Genomic DNA, 14,838 nt, shown 5'->3' on the forward strand with positions numbered 1-14,838 from the left:
AACGACGTTATTTTATCAGAAACGATTTCGTCGTATCGAACCCACAGCGCAACGCTACGGGAAAACAGTGACCAACCACGACCACAACTGAAATCATCACAAATAACAAGATAAAAAACAGGCTAATCTAATGATAAATAATGATTTTATTTTAACCCCGGTGGTTTGTCATATAACTGTAATATTTCATACATTTTTCTGTCATTAAACTGTCCTATTTTCCCTCCTGCACCATACTTAATCTGATGAAAACAATTTATACACTTGGTACTTGAGTTGCAGCGTTGTTAGCTTGGTTCATTACTCAGCCCATCCTGCAATACTAGGTTCTTTGGTATAGAGTTAATTCTAATATCCCATTAGGAGGGATTATGAAACTGATGCGTACCACCGTAGCCAGCATTGTGGCAGCGACTTTATCTATGACCACTGTGTCCGCGTTCGCTGCTGCAAGCCTGACAGGTGCAGGTGCGACATTCCCCGCGCCGGTGTATGCCAAGTGGGCAGATTCTTATCAGAAAGAAACAGGTAACAAAGTTAACTATCAAGGGATCGGCTCTTCAGGTGGCGTAAAACAAATCATTGCCAATACTGTTGATTTCGGTGCTTCTGATGCGCCATTAGCAGACGATAAGCTGGCGGCTGAAGGTTTGTTCCAATTCCCAACTGTGATTGGTGGTGTGGTGCTGGCCGTTAATATCCCTGGCATCAAATCTGGTGAACTGACTTTAGACGGTAAAACACTGGGTGATATTTATCTGGGTAATGTGAAGAAGTGGAATGACCCGGCGATTGTGAAGCTGAATCCGGGCGTTAAATTGCCAGATCAAAATATTGCAGTGGTGCGCCGTGCTGATGGTTCTGGCACTTCATTCGTATTCACCAGCTATCTGGCTAAAGTGAATGCGCAGTGGAAAGAGAAAGTGGGTGCAGGCTCAACGGTTAACTGGCCGACCGGTTTAGGTGGTAAAGGTAACGACGGTATTGCGGCATTTGTTCAGCGCTTGCCAGGTGCCATTGGTTATGTGGAATACGCTTATGCCAAACAAAATAACCTGGCTTACACCAAACTGGTTTCAGCCGATGGCAAACCAGTCAGCCCAACAGAGCAAAGCTTTAGCGCTGCGGCCAAAGGTGTAGACTGGAGCAAAACGTTTGCTCAAGACTTAACCAATCAGAAAGGTGATGATGTTTGGCCAATTACCTCTACTACTTTCATTTTGGTGCACAAAGAGCAGAAAAATGCGGCTAAAGGCACTGAAGTACTGAAGTTCTTTGATTGGGCATACAAAAACGGTGCTGAACAAGCTAATGCGCTGGATTACGCCACATTACCAAAAGAAGTGGTTGAACAGGTTCGTGCAGCTTGGAAAACCAATGTTAAAGACAGCAACGGTAAGCCAATCTTCTGATTGAAGTTAGTTTTGCCTGTAATAATTTATTTATAAGATATTGATTTAATATACCCAAAGTAATTGAAGTTGCAGGTAGGCGGCAAGTGAACGAACCCCGATGAGCTGACTCAGGTCAGTGATTCGGGTGAGCGAACATAACCAACAACCCTGCGGCTTCAAGTACGAAGGGAATTAACACCCGGATGAGAAGAGAGTCTATGGCTGATTATAAGCCGACTACCAAAGCACCGAGCAAATACGGTGACATCATTTTCAGCGCGCTGGTTAAACTGGCTGCGCTGATTACGCTATTTCTGCTGGGCGGCATTATCATTTCATTGATTGTTGCTTCTTGGCCAAGTATTCAAAAATTTGGTTGGGCTTTCCTGTGGACCAAAGAATGGGATGCCCCGGCTGAGCAGTTTGGTGCCTTAGTGCCGATTTATGGCACAGTTGTCACCTCTGTTATCGCCTTACTTATTGCCGTCCCGGTCAGTTTTGGGATTGCCTTGTTCCTGACTGAGCTGGCCCCTAACTGGCTAAAACGCCCACTGGGTGTGGCTATCGAACTATTAGCGGCTATCCCTAGTATTGTTTACGGGATGTGGGGTTTGTTTGTTTTCGCTCCCTTATTTGCCCGCTATTTCCAAGAACCCGTCGGCAACGTGATGTCTGGCATCCCGATTGTGGGTGTGTTGTTCTCAGGCCCGGCATTCGGTATTGGTATTCTGGCCGCAGGTGTCATCCTGGCCATCATGATTATTCCTTACATTGCAGCGGTTATGCGCGATGTGTTTGAGCAAACCCCGGTGATGATGAAAGAGTCAGCCTATGGTATTGGCTGTACCACCTGGGAAGTTATCTGGCGCATTGTGCTGCCTTACACCAAAAACGGTGTGATTGGCGGTGTGATGCTGGGCCTGGGGCGCGCTTTGGGTGAAACCATGGCAGTGACCTTTATTATCGGTAACACCTACCAACTCGACAGTTTCTCACTCTTCATGCCAGGGAACAGTATCACCTCTGCGTTAGCGAATGAGTTTGCTGAAGCGGAATCCGGTTTACATACTGCCGCGCTGATGGAGTTGGGCCTGATATTGTTCGTGATTACCTTTATCGTGCTGGCGTTATCTAAGTTAATGATTTTGCGTCTGGCTAAGAAAGAGGGGCGCTAAGATGGCGACAATGGATATGCAAAGTGATGCGACGCTACTGGAAACCCGCCGTAAAAAGCAGGCCTGGCGTCGCCAAAAGAACCGTATAGCCTTACTGCTTTCAATGGCTACCATGGCGTTTGGTTTGTTTTGGTTGGTGTGGATTTTGTTCTCCACCGTGACCAAAGGAATTGACGGCATGTCTTTGGCGCTGTTTACCGAGATGACTCCACCACCCAATACCGCGGGTGGTGGTTTGGCTAACGCCATTGCTGGCAGTGGTTTATTGATTTTATGGGCCACCGTCATTGGCACCCCTCTGGGTATCATGGCGGGGATTTACCTGGCTGAATATGGTCGTAAATCCTGGTTGGCGGAAATTACCCGCTTTATAAATGATATTTTGCTATCAGCACCTTCCATCGTGGTCGGTCTGTTTGTCTACACCATCGTGGTTGCCAAGATGGAGCACTTCTCCGGTTGGGCTGGGGTGATTGCATTGGCGCTGTTACAAGTGCCGATTGTTATCCGTACTACTGAGAACATGCTCAAGTTGGTACCAGATAGCCTGCGTGAAGCTGCCTATGCCCTGGGAACACCGAAATGGCGCATGATATCGGCTATTACGCTGAAAGCGTCTATCTCCGGTATTTTGACAGGTATCTTGCTCGCGGTAGCACGTATTGCCGGTGAAACAGCACCCTTGCTGTTCACATCGCTCTCCAACCAGTTCTGGAGCACTGATCTGAGCCAGCCTATCGCTAACTTGCCGGTTACTATCTTTAAATTTGCCATGAGCCCATTTGCCGAATGGCAACAACTGGCTTGGGCAGGGGTACTGCTAATTACCCTGTGTGTATTGTTACTGAATATTCTGGCTCGGGTTATTTTCGCGAAGAAAAAGTATTAATCGGCTGCGTAAGTATCAGCATTGAGTAATGAAAATACCGAATCGCCAATAAATTTCAAAATGCGGCTACGGCGGCATTGGCTAAAAGAGAGAAGTCTTGATGAGTATGGCTACTGACATCAATAACAGCAAAATCCAGGTTCGCGATCTGAACTTCTACTATGGCAAATTCCATGCGCTGAAGAATATCTCGCTGGATATTGCTAAGAACCAGGTCACAGCATTCATCGGGCCATCAGGTTGTGGTAAATCTACTCTGCTGCGTACATTCAATAAAATGTATCAGTTGTATCCTGATCAACGTGCTGAAGGCGATATTTTATTGGATGGTCAGAATATCCTGACTGACAAACAAGATATTGCGTTGTTGCGGGCTAAAGTTGGCATGGTTTTCCAAAAACCGACCCCATTCCCGATGTCGATTTACGATAACATCGCCTTTGGTGTGAAACTGTTCGAAAACTTGTCCCGTGCCGATATGGATGAACGGGTGCAATGGGCGCTGACCAAAGCGGCATTATGGAATGAAACCAAAGATAAATTACACCAGAGTGGTTATAGCTTGTCAGGCGGACAGCAGCAGCGTTTGTGTATTGCCCGTGGTATTGCTATCCGCCCTGATGTATTGCTGTTGGATGAGCCTTGCTCAGCGCTGGACCCTATATCCACCGGTAGAATTGAAGAGTTGATCAGCGAATTGAAGTCCGATTACACGGTAGTTATTGTGACGCATAACATGCAGCAAGCTGCCCGTTGCTCAGACCACACTGCATTTATGTATCTGGGCGAGCTAATCGAATTCAGTGATACCGATACCCTGTTTACTGCGCCACAGCAAAAACAGACGGAAGATTATATTACTGGTCGCTATGGCTGATCGGCCTATCCCCGTCATACTTCAAGCTGCATGTGCGTTGGCTGCTTTCGTTCACCCCAGTCACTTACTTGAGTAAGCTCCTGGGGATTCGCTCAATTGCCGCCTTCCTGCAACTCGAATTATTTAGGGTATACATCAATTTCGCCTACTTACACGTACGGGAAGTATTATGGATAACTTGAATCTGAATAAACATATTTCCGGCCAGTTCAATGCAGAACTTGAACATATCCGCACCCAAGTATTGACCATGGGTGGACTGGTGGAACAACAATTATCTGACGCGATCACCGCAATGCATAATCAGGACGGTGAACTGGCGAAGCAAGTAATTGCAGGCGATAGAAAGGTCAATATGATGGAAGTGGCGATTGATGAAGCCTGTGTGCGCATCATTGCCAAACGTCAACCTACGGCCAGTGATTTACGCTTGGTGATGGCGATTATTAAAACTATCTCTGAGCTGGAGCGCATCGGTGACGTAGCAGATAAAATCTGCCGTACCGCGCTGGAAAAATTCTCTCATCAGCATCAGCCTTTGTTGGTTAGTCTGGAGTCTTTGGGCCGCCATACGGTGCAAATGTTGCATGATGTGCTGGATGCTTTCGCACGTATGGATTTGGACGAGGCTATTCGGATCTATCGCGAAGATAAAAAGGTTGATCAGGAATATGAGGGCATCGTGCGGCAATTGATGACTTATATGATGGAAGATCCGCGAACTATCCCAAGTGTGCTGACTGCCCTGTTTTGCGCTCGCTCTATTGAACGTATTGGCGACCGCTGTCAGAATATTTGTGAGTTTATCTTCTATTTCGTCAAAGGGCAGGATTTCCGCCACCTTGGTGGCGATGATTTAGAGAAACTGCTTTCCAGTAAGACTGAAAAATAACGATTTCCCCAATCATCCTGGCGAATTAGGCAGGTTGGGGATTGTTTTTTGTATTTGCCCTCCTTTTTTGAACAATATAAAGTAATTCTATATTGTTTCATGTTTGTTTATATTCTAAATCCTAATTGATTGACATAATAAAATAGCATTGTGCTTCTCTGTTTTTATATATTCCTGATAATTTTGTTATTGGTGGGAAATATATTTTCCTTTTGACGGAAGGTGTATTTCCCATGTCGAAATTGTTTTAGGTGATATTTAAATTTCAGCTTAACATGATTATTTTGGTATGTTTTTACGCGGGAGCGGGATAAGTGAATATGGGCCTGTATACACACAAAAATGTAACGCTTAGCCTATTTTGGGTGCTATGGATAGCATGTTTAGTGAGCTATATAGTCTACAATTTATTTTTTTATCTACTGCTTGCTCCTACTCTATTCCTTATCTTTATCTTGATAAAAATTATGTTTAAAAAGAAAACTAACAGTAATAATGAGGTGTTTCCTGTGACGAATATTCCCCATAAGGCCCATTCACCATTAACTGATTTGTCACCAGATACAACTAAAACAAATACCGTTATCGCCGCAGGTACGCAATTAACAGGTGATGTTAGGCTTGATGGCGACATTCAAATTTATGGTGTAGTGGTTGGCGATATTATCGTTAGTGATGGCACCATAAGGCTGATGCGCAGTGGCAAGATTGAGGGGAATTTAACCGCACCACACATTACGGTGGATGGACGGATTGAAGGGATCTGTGTTTCTGATCATCTGGAAATTCTGGAAAATGGTCGTTTAAACGGCATTGTGAAAGGCAGTAATTTCTCAATCAAGAAAGGTGGCGTCTTTATCGGCCAGTCTGAGATAACAGAGGAATCTGACAGCCAAAGCAAGGGTAAAGTAAAACCTGCTGTAATAGTGCCTCAGGAAAAGGCTAATACAGAAGAAGTCCGATCTGATGCTAGTTCCAGTAGCAAATAATTCTGCCAGTTCACTTTTTTCTAATACATGCTAATAACACGATTGAGCCAAATTTTAGGGCTACGATCGTGTTACTTGCTCACTTTTTTGGATGTTTTTTCATCGATTGTTTTTTTATTTGCTGAATACACAGCATTTTTCAACCTACAACTTCAGAAACAGGTTTTGGGACGCACGCTAAGGCTCCCTATTTTCCTCATTTTCCTTTGCCACCGATCCCACTTTCTTTGCCAATATAATCAGACTAATTGACTGAGATTAATTAGTTATAAATATATCGTTTTATATTATTTCCTGACCTAACGCCGAATTGATAGCTTATCCACATCGCAACATCTCAATCACCTTAGGAGCTTTCAATGAAGCAATCTCTGTCCACAAAAAAAAGCGCACTGGCATTAACGCTGTTAGCTGGTCTGGCGACGCTGTCTGGCACAGCCCACGCTGATAAACTGGATGATATCAAGCAAGCAGGTGTGGTGCGGATTGCTGTTTTTGATAGTAACCCTCCATTTGGTTATATCGATCCACAGACTAAAAAGCTGGTGGGATATGACGTGGACGTGGCGAATGCTATCGCGAAAGATCTCGGTGTAAAAGTAGAACTACGCGCCACTAACCCGGCCAACCGTATTCCATTACTGACATCGAAGAAAGTTGATCTGATTGCGGCAAACTTCACTATTACTGATGAGCGCGCTAAGGAAGTTAACTTCAGCCTGCCCTATTTCGCTACGGGTCAGAAATTTATCGCGCATAAAGGGGTGCTAAAGACACCTGAAGATATCGGCAAATTACGTATTGGTGCGGATAAAGGTACGGTTCAGGAAATTACCCTGCGGGAGCATTATCCAACCGCAAAAGTGATTTCTTACGATGATACACCGCTGGCATTTACTGCTTTGCGTAATGGTAACGTTCAAGCTATCACCCAGGATGATGCGAAACTTGTCGGCCTGCTCGGTAACTTACCGGCGGCACAAAAAGCTGATTTTGAGATCTCACCGTTCAGTATTACCAAAGAGTACCAAGGGGTTGGTATTCCTAAGGGTGAAGAGCGCTTAACGGCAAGTATTAACGAAACACTGGTGAAATTGGAAAAAGATGGCGAAGCGGCGAAGATTTATGATCGTTGGTTTGGCCCAGCAACCAATGCAGCCCAGCCGCGCGGTGAGTTTAAGTTTGCGCCACTGGATCAGCAACCTAAAGCCTAATAAATCCTTCGTCCTTGAAGTGAGAACATTAAAGCCCTGCATTGTCACGATGTGGGGCTGCTTGCATTGTAATCCGTTAGTGATTAACACCATGGGGGATAGGTAAGATGGATTTTACAGCACAGCTAATAATAGCTATTGAGATGCTTTTAGCGCGATATGGGTATCAAGACCTATGAATCTACATCATCTCACTGATTGGTTGTTGGCCCCGCAATATCTTAACTGGCTGTGGCAGGGGTTTCTGCTTACGTTGTGGATTTCTGCCTGCACGGTGGTTGCTGCCACGTTATTAGGCTTTTTTCTCGCTGCCGCCAGAGATAGCGAACTCAAAGCGCTGCGGTGGTTTGCTGTTGGCTACAGCACGCTATTTCGCAATACGCCGCTGCTGATCCAACTGTTCTTTTGGTATTTTGCTGCCAGTCAGTTTCTGCCTGCTTCCTGGGTTCCATGGCTCAATACACCCCATGAAATCACCTTTATCGGACTCACGTTAAGTTGGCCTTCTTTTGAATTTTTAGCCGGGTTTATCGGGCTAACCCTCTATTCCACGGCGTTTATTGCTGAAGAATTACGTTCTGGGATCAGCGGTGTCGCTAAAGGGCAAAAATACGCGGCACATGCGCTGGGGTTAACGGGCTGGCAATCGATGCGCCATGTGGTGTTGCCGCAGGCGTTGAAAATTGCCATGCCGCCATTGCTGGGCCAGTACATGAATATTATTAAAAACTCCTCTTTAGCGATGGCTATCGGGGTGGCTGAGCTTTCCTATGCTTCTCGTCAGGTTGAAACCGAAACATTGCGGACATTTCAAGCCTTTGGTGTGGCAACAGTATTGTATATCGCCATTATCGCGTTGATTGAAGCCTGGGGCATGTGGCGTCAACAGCGAACCACCATCAGGGGGCATTGAGATGGATTTTACAATTATTGCTGATAACTGGACTTATCTACTGTGGGGTACTTTCCCCGATGGCCCTCTGGGTGGGGCGGCATTAACCCTACTGATCAGTATCATGGCTGGAGTAGCCTCCGCAATCTTAGGGACCGTGCTGGGGGTATTGCTGGCAATGTCTCGTGGTGTTTGGGCGGGCGTATTGGCGGCTTTTTTGGGCTTTTTCCGCGCCATCCCGGTGATAATGCTGATTTTTTGGACCTACTTCCTGCTGCCAATTGTATTTGGTGTGGATATCCCCGAAATCACCACGGTGGTGTGTGCACTGGCATTGATTGCTTCCGCCTATCTGGCGCACGCAGTAAAAGCGGGGATTGTGGCGATTGGTGCAGGGCAGTGGCAGGCTGGGCTGTCGCTAGGTTTTAACCGCTGGCAGGTTTTATGGTTTGTGGTCTTGCCGCAAGCATTGCGCATGATGGTGCCATCATTTATCAATCAATGGATTTCATTGATTAAGGACACATCGCTGGCTTATATAGTTGGGGTGAATGAACTGACTTTTCTGGCAACTCAGGTCAATAACCGCAGCATGGTTTATCCCATGGAAGTGTTTCTATTTGTCGCGTTGGTCTACTTCGTTTTATGCCTGGCTTTGGATTTATTGGCAAATGGCCTCAACCGCCGTTTTAGCCCACAGCATGCGATTAAGAAACAAAGTGCCATTAAACGTCCATGGCGCTGGTTGAGTCATAAACCAGCGCCGTCGGCACACTAATGATGAGTAATCTGCCAGCCTCTTTCGCGCCACAAGTCAGGCAGTTGCTGCATATCATCAAACATGGTGACTAGCGGGTGGTGTATCGGCTGGTTGTGTGGATCGGCGCAGTAGTAAAATACCGGTATCCCTGCGGCAATCCCCGCGTGGGTGCCGGCCGCGGAGTCCTCCACCAAAATGCAGTGCTCGGCGGCCACCTGCATCTCTTTTGCCGCGTGATAAATCAGCGCGGGATCAGGCTTCCAACGCTGAATGTCGTAACCGCTATAGAGGCGTGTATCAAAGAAAGACAGCAGGCCAGTCAGGCCAAGGGAGTGCTGCATTTTGCTCACTGGCCCGTTGGAGACCACGCAGACGGGCAGGGTGATTTGCTCCAATAGCGCTTTTGCCCCTGCAATAGGCTGTAATTCGGCATCAAACAGGCGTGCAACCTCAGCGCGGTAGAGTTTTTCCAGCGTTGCTATTGATTCATCCAGACCGTTTTCTTTACTCACCAGCGCGACTATTTCATTCAGTTTTACCCCTTTAAAACGCTTAATCACCTCTTCCAGCGACAGGTGGATACCGTAATGGGCAAACATCACGACGTATGCACGACAACACAGGACTTCACTGTCAACCAAGGTGCCATCGCAATCGAACATGACGCATTCAATGTTATTCACTCTACTTATCCTTAAATTGTGCAGATCTACGTTCACTTCACTTTAATCATCCTGAGTAAGAATGCGATGTTTATTGACCCTACTAGCAGAAAAACTAATGACAAGTTAATAAAATACAACGGGTTGAATAATATGTAGTCATAATGAAGGCGTTGTTGCGCAACAGTGAAGATAAAAAATAGCCAAAAAAGAGTGTGATCCCGCTCTAAACAATAGTTTTTTGTTATAGGATATCCCCCGACTATCACTCCCTTCTGTGGAACTCTTCGAATGAGTAAACCAAACCTTGATACTGAGCAGGGGCTGCTCGAACGTGTATTTAAACTGAAACAGCACGGTACCACGGCACGTACTGAGCTGATTGCCGGTATCACTACCTTTTTGACCATGGTCTATATCGTGTTCGTAAACCCACAGATTTTAGGGGTTGCGGGTATGGATGTGCGGGCTGTTTTCGTGACAACCTGCCTGATTGCCGCCTTTGGTAGCATCTTTATGGGCTTATTGGCTAACTTACCGGTAGCACTGGCTCCGGCGATGGGGCTTAACGCTTTCTTCGCTTTTGTGGTGGTTGGCGCGATGGGTATTTCATGGCAAGTCGGCATGGGTGCTATTTTCTGGGGCGCAATCGGTTTCCTTTTGCTGACCATTTTCCGCATCCGGTATTGGATGATTGCTAACATCCCACTGAGCCTACGGGTGGGGATTACCAGTGGTATTGGCCTGTTTATTGCCATGATGGGGCTGAAAAATGCCGGTATCGTGGTGGCAAACCCGGATACCTTAGTCGCGGTAGGTAATTTGACTTCTCACAGTGTGCTGTTAGGTGCGCTGGGCTTCTTTATTATTGCGGTTCTGGCCTCTCGCAATATTCATGCTGCGGTGCTGGTGTCGATTGTGGTCACCACGCTGATTGGCTGGGCGCTGGGTGATGTACATTACTCTGGCATTTTCTCCATGCCGCCCAGTGTGACTTCTGTGGTCGGGCAGGTGGATTTAGCCGGAGCGCTGAATATAAGTATGGCGGGGATCATTTTCTCCTTCATGCTGGTTAACCTGTTCGATTCATCCGGCACATTAATCGGCGTCACGGATAAAGCGGGCTTAACCGACCATAAAGGCAAGTTCCCGCGCATGAAGCAAGCGCTGTACGTGGATAGCATCAGCTCGGTAGCCGGTGCTTTTATCGGTACCTCATCGGTGACCGCGTATATTGAAAGCTCCTCAGGGGTGTCTGTCGGGGGTCGTACTGGTTTAACGGCCGTTGTGGTTGGTATCTTGTTCCTGCTGGTGATGTTTGTGTCACCCCTGGCCGGTATGGTGCCTGCTTATGCCGCTGCCGGTGCGTTGATTTATGTTGGCGTGCTAATGACATCTAGCCTGTCACGGGTGAAGTGGGATGATTTGACTGAAGCCGTTCCTGCGTTTGTTACCGCGGTGATGATGCCGTTTAGTTTCTCTATCACTGAAGGGATCGCGCTGGGCTTTATCTCTTATTGCCTGATGAAGCTGGGTACGGGTCGTTGGCGTGAAATCAGCCCATGCGTAGTGGTTGTTGCGCTGCTGTTTGTGCTGAAAATTGCCTTTGTTGATCACTGATAGCCGATCATAAAAACGCCCCACTTTCGACACCGAGGGTGGGGGCGTTGTCGTTATAATCTTATGCTTTTAACTGAGCGCTGATTTGCTCCAGTGCCTTTGTCGCACATTGTGCGTCCAAATGCCCACCGGGTGCTCCGGCAACACCCACTGCACCGACCACCTCGTCCCCTGCTTTCACTGGTACGCCACCCCCTAACAGCAAGAACCCTGGAATGTCTTTCAGGTTATTGGCCGCAGGTGTCTTTTGGCTGTTTTCCATCACTTGCCCGCTTGGGGTTTTAGTCGATAGTGCCGTAAAGGCTTTTTGCTCGCTGGCTTTAACGGTGTGCGGGCCGGCATTATCAGCAAGTAACACGGTTTTGATGATGCCCGCGCGATCAACGACGGTTACCGCCACGTTGTAACCATCCGCCTGGCAAACAGCGAGGGTGCGGCTGGCCAAATCGGTGGCCAGCGCCTGAGAGATATTACGTTCAGTGTTCAGACCCGCAGCAGAGGCTTGAGCTATCAGGCCAATGAATAAGGCGGAGGTCAGGGCAATAGGCTTGATCATATAAAATCCTTATTGTTAGCGAAGTGATTTAATCACTGTGCCGCTATGTTACGGCGATAAGTGGTGAAAAAACATTCGGCTAACTACCCGTTTTACTCCGTACTTCTACCTATACTCGTCATACTTCAAGCCGCATGTGCGTTGGCTGCATTCGTTCACCCCAGTCACTTACTTGAGTAAGCTCCAGGGGATTCGCTCAATTGCCGCCTTCCTGCAACTCGAATTATTTAGAGTATATTGGCAGCCTACCTGTAACGCCAATTGCCTTGGGGATTATTGGGAGGATAAGTGATAGTGATGAATAAGTGATGCCAGCGAGTTGACCTCCAGCTTGGAGAATATATTCGCGCGGTGCGCTTCAACGGTTCGCGGTGAAAGTGACAACATATGGGCGATTTGCTTGCTGGTTTCCCCTTGGATAATCAACGCGGCGACTTCCCGCTCGCGGGGTGAGAGTTGGCTAAGTAACTGTTGATAGCTCACTTGCTGCTTTTTCACTGCCAGCGCTTGCTCATGTTGCTCCAGTGCCATGCCGACCGTCTCGATCAGCACATCGGCGTCGATAGGTTTGGTCAAAAACTCCAGCGCTCCACCTTTAAATGCCCGGCGGCACAATTCAATATTACCGTGCCCAGTCATTATGATGACCGGAAGAGTGCTATCACGGCATTGAATGGCTTCTAATACTGCCATCCCACTCTTACCCGGCATTCTGATATCCAGCAGTACGCAACTTGGCTGGGTTATTGCCAATGTATCGAGGAAATACTGGCCGTCACTGAATGCTTTTACTTCCCAGCCCAGGGTGGCGAGTAATGCGGTTAGCGCGGCGCGAACACCGTCATCGTCATCAATCAGATAAATGTGTTTTGTCATGCGTATTCTCGCCAATCAGGGGAAAGGTTAGGATAAAACAAGCCCCGCCATGTTCACTGTTTGCGGCTTTTATGTCACCTCCCATTCGCTGTACCAATGTCTCACACAGGGTTAGCCCTAATCCCAGGCCACTCTCGCGAGTGGTATAAAAAGGTGTGAACAGGTGGTCTAACTGCTGGTGGCTTAGCCCCGGCCCATTATCTTCTATCTGAATTAGCCATTGCTGTGGTTGCAGGCGGGTAGTGAAATAAATTAACGGGGTCGCAGTATGTTGTACGGCATGGATAGCATTACTGAGTAAATTATGCAGAATTTGCTCCAGCCATAAAGGATCGGCCGAGAGTGGCGGTAAATTCGCTGGAATACTATTCACAACCGTTACTTTGCTGGCGGCTATCTCATTACTTAATAAAGCATTCACGCGTAACCAGATATCCGCTACCACCACCGGTTGTAAATTCACCTGCCCACGGCTGAGTAATGTGCGTAGCCGCTCCAGTAGCGCCGAAATCCGTTTGATTTGCTCAACCGACGCCCGTAGCAGTGGGGTGATTTTGTCGTCCTGCGCGGGTAATAACCGCAGAGCGGTTTGGTTATACGTCAGGGTGGCAGTGAGTGGCTGGTTCAACTCATGGGCAATACCTGTGGCAATTTCCCCCATGGCATTGAGTCTGGCTTGATCAGCAAATTTAGCCCGTTGTTCGGCGCGATTGCGGTATTGCGCCAACAGCTGCCAACGGTGCCAACCATAGAGGGTAGCTCCCCATATGAGTGAAAGCAGGAGGGCAGTTAACCAAGGCAGGTCACGCCAAAGAGGAGTTGCATAGCCAGTTAACGCAAAGGATTGAGCGCCCTCTCCCAATGGTTTTTGCCATTGCCAAAAGCTGTCTGGATTTGGCTTGCCCAGCACAGCTAACGGATGTTGCTGATAGCGTAATGTCACGCTGTCGAAATTTTCCGGTAAACCCACTACCTGCAACAGTTTTAACCCATTAATCTGCAAGCCACTGCCATTGTATGAGTTCGATAGCTGATAATCACCGCCGTGAACTTGCAGCGTTAACTGGCCTGCTTTTGATTTGTCGGCTTTAGTTTGGCTAATTGCGACTAATTGCGGGAAATGGCGCTGTAGTTGCGACAGTTGGTTCGGTTCAAGAGTCAGAAACAAAATAGCCTGTTGCTGGGCCAATTGCTGGCTCAATTCACGGTGGGTAATACGAAATTCGGCCTCACGCTCAGTTTGCTGCTCATTTAAGCCATACCAACCCAGCCAGAGAGTGGATATCAGGGTCAGGATAAGCCAGACAGTGATTTTAACGGCCATTTAGCAGCATCCAACATGTGTGGGTCAAGAGAGTAACCCCCAATCACCAGCGGCCAGTGGGGGTTTGAATCATGGGTTATTTTACGCGGACACGATCAATATAGGTCACAAAGGCTGCCAGTTGGCTGGTAAGGAAATCCAAAGTTCCTTGATCAATCAACGCCTTGGCTTGCTCATCCACTTTGCTTTGAATCACGCCACCCATAAATTCAGGCTTATTCATCACCATCGCATCAAGGAAAACCAGGATCTGACGTAAGTGATACTGGCAACGTGCTCCACCCACCGGCCCCATTGAGCTGGTTTGAATAGCAACTGGCTTGCCTGCCAGTGGTTGGTTTGGCAAGCGAGACAACCAGTCGATCGCATTCTTCAATCCACCTGGCACCGAATAGTTATATTCCGGTGTGACGATGATAACCCCATCAGCTTGACGAATCTGTTCAGCAATAGCTTGAACTGTAGCCGGGAAGCCGTCTTCCTGCTGAACATCAGCATCATAAAGCGGAATATCACGAATAGAAGGCAGTGCTTCAATGGTGACGCCTGAAGGGGCTAATTTAGGCAGTGCGCGGGCTACCATCGCATTGTAAGAACCATTACGCAGGCTACCCAGTAGGGTAACAATTTTAAGGGATTGCTGTGGCATGACATACTCCCGTTCAGTAAATGGATGAGGCTTTATACCCGTCATCTTTCTTATTGCAGGTGTGTTGGC

15 protein-coding genes are annotated in these 14,838 nt (G+C 47.5%); 10 read left to right on the forward strand and 5 right to left on the reverse strand.

Annotation, left to right across the window (positions count from 1 at the left end; translation table 11 throughout):
• Positions 1 to 371 precede the first annotated feature (371 nt).
• The 9 genes from pstS to V1956_RS02210 all read left to right on the forward strand — a co-directional run bounded on the left by pstS (position 372) and on the right by V1956_RS02210 (position 9,100).
• A complete protein-coding gene (pstS, locus tag V1956_RS02170) occupies positions 372 to 1,412 on the forward strand; it encodes a phosphate ABC transporter substrate-binding protein PstS (RefSeq protein ID WP_083161568.1) in 1,041 nt (346 codons plus the stop codon).
• A 200-nt stretch (positions 1,413 to 1,612) separates the two neighbouring features.
• On the forward strand, positions 1,613 to 2,569 hold the full coding sequence (gene pstC, locus V1956_RS02175; protein ID WP_005186724.1) for a phosphate ABC transporter permease PstC: 957 nt from the start codon (positions 1,613 to 1,615) through the stop codon (positions 2,567 to 2,569).
• A 1-nt stretch (position 2,570) separates the two neighbouring features.
• A complete protein-coding gene (gene pstA, locus V1956_RS02180) occupies positions 2,571 to 3,458 on the forward strand; it encodes a phosphate ABC transporter permease PstA (RefSeq protein WP_005186725.1) in 888 nt (295 codons plus the stop codon).
• A 100-nt stretch (positions 3,459 to 3,558) separates the two neighbouring features.
• Positions 3,559 to 4,335 carry a phosphate ABC transporter ATP-binding protein PstB gene (pstB, locus tag V1956_RS02185; RefSeq protein ID WP_004713904.1) on the forward strand — a complete coding sequence of 259 codons (777 nt, stop codon included), beginning with the start codon at positions 3,559 to 3,561 and terminating at the stop codon, positions 4,333 to 4,335.
• 169 nt (positions 4,336 to 4,504) lie between these two features.
• A complete protein-coding gene (phoU, locus tag V1956_RS02190; protein WP_049612252.1) occupies positions 4,505 to 5,227 on the forward strand; it encodes a phosphate signaling complex protein PhoU in 723 nt (240 codons plus the stop codon).
• Positions 5,228 to 5,547: 320 nt separating this feature from the next.
• Positions 5,548 to 6,216 carry a bactofilin family protein gene (locus tag V1956_RS02195; RefSeq protein ID WP_372560677.1) on the forward strand — a complete coding sequence of 223 codons (669 nt, stop codon included), beginning with the start codon at positions 5,548 to 5,550 and terminating at the stop codon, positions 6,214 to 6,216.
• 359 nt (positions 6,217 to 6,575) lie between these two features.
• Positions 6,576 to 7,430, forward strand: a complete 855-nt coding sequence (locus V1956_RS02200) for an ABC transporter substrate-binding protein (protein ID WP_420071198.1) — start codon at positions 6,576 to 6,578, stop codon at positions 7,428 to 7,430.
• Between the two features lie 175 nt (positions 7,431 to 7,605).
• Positions 7,606 to 8,343 (forward strand): amino acid ABC transporter permease, encoded by a 738-nt coding sequence (locus tag V1956_RS02205; RefSeq protein WP_420074392.1) that lies wholly within the window; start codon positions 7,606 to 7,608, stop codon positions 8,341 to 8,343.
• A gap of 1 nt (position 8,344) precedes the next feature.
• Positions 8,345 to 9,100: an amino acid ABC transporter permease gene (locus V1956_RS02210; protein ID WP_420074393.1), complete on the forward strand. Its 756-nt coding sequence runs from the start codon at positions 8,345 to 8,347 to the stop codon at positions 9,098 to 9,100.
• Here the strand turns inward: V1956_RS02210 and yieH are convergent.
• Entirely contained in the window at positions 9,097 to 9,765 is a 669-nt protein-coding gene (yieH, locus tag V1956_RS02215; RefSeq protein ID WP_083161558.1) for a 6-phosphogluconate phosphatase, read from the reverse strand. The genes V1956_RS02210 and yieH overlap by 4 nt on opposite strands.
• 270 nt (positions 9,766 to 10,035) lie before the next feature.
• Between yieH and V1956_RS02220 the strand changes: the two genes are divergently transcribed.
• On the forward strand, positions 10,036 to 11,364 hold the full coding sequence (locus V1956_RS02220; protein ID WP_005186735.1) for an NCS2 family permease: 1,329 nt from the start codon (positions 10,036 to 10,038) through the stop codon (positions 11,362 to 11,364).
• Positions 11,365 to 11,425: 61 nt separating this feature from the next.
• On the opposite strand, the gene V1956_RS02225 is transcribed toward V1956_RS02220, so the two are convergent.
• The 4 genes from V1956_RS02225 to V1956_RS02240 all read right to left on the reverse strand — a co-directional run bounded on the left by V1956_RS02225 (position 11,426) and on the right by V1956_RS02240 (position 14,769).
• Positions 11,426 to 11,920, reverse strand: a complete 495-nt coding sequence (locus V1956_RS02225; protein WP_442824767.1) for a GlcG/HbpS family heme-binding protein — start codon at positions 11,918 to 11,920, stop codon at positions 11,426 to 11,428.
• 273 nt (positions 11,921 to 12,193) lie between these two features.
• The gene (locus tag V1956_RS02230; protein ID WP_420074395.1) at positions 12,194 to 12,796 is read right to left on the reverse strand and encodes a response regulator transcription factor; all 603 of its coding nucleotides are present in this window, start codon (positions 12,794 to 12,796) and stop codon (positions 12,194 to 12,196) included.
• Positions 12,771 to 14,120 carry a sensor histidine kinase gene (locus tag V1956_RS02235; RefSeq protein ID WP_420074396.1) on the reverse strand — a complete coding sequence of 450 codons (1,350 nt, stop codon included), beginning with the start codon at positions 14,118 to 14,120 and terminating at the stop codon, positions 12,771 to 12,773. The genes V1956_RS02230 and V1956_RS02235 overlap by 26 nt, the downstream gene beginning before the upstream one ends.
• A gap of 76 nt (positions 14,121 to 14,196) precedes the next feature.
• The gene (locus V1956_RS02240) at positions 14,197 to 14,769 is read right to left on the reverse strand and encodes an NADPH-dependent FMN reductase (RefSeq protein WP_372560192.1); all 573 of its coding nucleotides are present in this window, start codon (positions 14,767 to 14,769) and stop codon (positions 14,197 to 14,199) included.
• Positions 14,770 to 14,838 lie beyond the last annotated feature (69 nt).

Origin of the sequence: Yersinia sp. 2540 StPb PI (assembly GCF_052217165.1) — a bacterium.
GTDB lineage: Bacteria > Pseudomonadota > Gammaproteobacteria > Enterobacterales > Enterobacteriaceae > Yersinia > Yersinia enterocolitica_E.

Bases quoted from the DNA above. Each gene is read 5' to 3' on its own strand.
- V1956_RS02225 (WP_442824767.1), bottom strand. From the start codon at position 11,920: ATGATCAAGCCTATTGCCCTGACCTCCGCCTTATTCATTGGCCTGATA.
- V1956_RS02200 (WP_420071198.1), top strand. From the start codon at position 6,576: ATGAAGCAATCTCTGTCCACAAAAAAAAGCGCACTGGCATTAACGCTG.
- phoU (WP_049612252.1), top strand. From the start codon at position 4,505: ATGGATAACTTGAATCTGAATAAACATATTTCCGGCCAGTTCAATGCA.
- pstC (WP_005186724.1), top strand. From the start codon at position 1,613: ATGGCTGATTATAAGCCGACTACCAAAGCACCGAGCAAATACGGTGAC.
- pstB (WP_004713904.1), top strand. From the start codon at position 3,559: ATGAGTATGGCTACTGACATCAATAACAGCAAAATCCAGGTTCGCGAT.
- V1956_RS02230 (WP_420074395.1), bottom strand. From the start codon at position 12,796: ATGACAAAACACATTTATCTGATTGATGACGATGACGGTGTTCGCGCC.
- pstA (WP_005186725.1), top strand. From the start codon at position 2,571: ATGGCGACAATGGATATGCAAAGTGATGCGACGCTACTGGAAACCCGC.
- V1956_RS02205 (WP_420074392.1), top strand. From the start codon at position 7,606: ATGAATCTACATCATCTCACTGATTGGTTGTTGGCCCCGCAATATCTT.
- V1956_RS02240 (WP_372560192.1), bottom strand. From the start codon at position 14,769: ATGCCACAGCAATCCCTTAAAATTGTTACCCTACTGGGTAGCCTGCGT.
- V1956_RS02210 (WP_420074393.1), top strand. From the start codon at position 8,345: ATGGATTTTACAATTATTGCTGATAACTGGACTTATCTACTGTGGGGT.
- V1956_RS02220 (WP_005186735.1), top strand. From the start codon at position 10,036: ATGAGTAAACCAAACCTTGATACTGAGCAGGGGCTGCTCGAACGTGTA.
- V1956_RS02235 (WP_420074396.1), bottom strand. From the start codon at position 14,120: ATGGCCGTTAAAATCACTGTCTGGCTTATCCTGACCCTGATATCCACT.
- pstS (WP_083161568.1), top strand. From the start codon at position 372: ATGAAACTGATGCGTACCACCGTAGCCAGCATTGTGGCAGCGACTTTA.
- V1956_RS02195 (WP_372560677.1), top strand. From the start codon at position 5,548: ATGGGCCTGTATACACACAAAAATGTAACGCTTAGCCTATTTTGGGTG.